Genomic DNA, 328 nt, shown 5'->3' with positions numbered 1-328 from the left:
ACCAGCAGGTATTTGCGTAAGGAGGCGTCCACAATGTGCGAGCACTGCCGAAACATTCAAACATGGAGAAAATTTGACGCCCCAAAGGACTATCTGGCCTGTATTGCTTACATTCAGCAGTTGGTGTCGGAGGGGGAATTTGAACTGATGCAAGAGGAATCCACCTGCCCACTGGAGAAGGTAAAGACAGAGGATGGCTGGGCAGACGAAATTATGGCTCACATGATTTGGTGCAAGCACTGCGGCCAGATCTTCACCTGTGTGGTCAACACCTGGCGAGGCAGTGGACACTTCAAAAAAGCAAAGCATGACACAGAAAAGGCGGTGA

Annotated in this window: 1 protein-coding gene; it reads left to right on the top strand. The window is 50.3% G+C overall.

Annotated features, from left to right (window positions below; translation table 11 throughout):
• Positions 1-33: 33 nt before the first annotated feature.
• Positions 34-328: hypothetical protein (locus P0G09_RS16590; RefSeq protein WP_275253210.1), on the top strand; the 295-nt coding region annotated here is incomplete at its 3' end.

The organism is Faecalibacterium sp. DFI.5.82, from assembly GCF_029076575.1.
In the GTDB taxonomy this organism is placed as follows: Bacteria; Bacillota; Clostridia; order Oscillospirales; family Ruminococcaceae; genus Faecalibacterium; species Faecalibacterium duncaniae.
The sequence above is the reverse complement of the archived record's forward strand: the minus strand, read 5'-3'. Positions and strand labels throughout refer to the sequence as shown.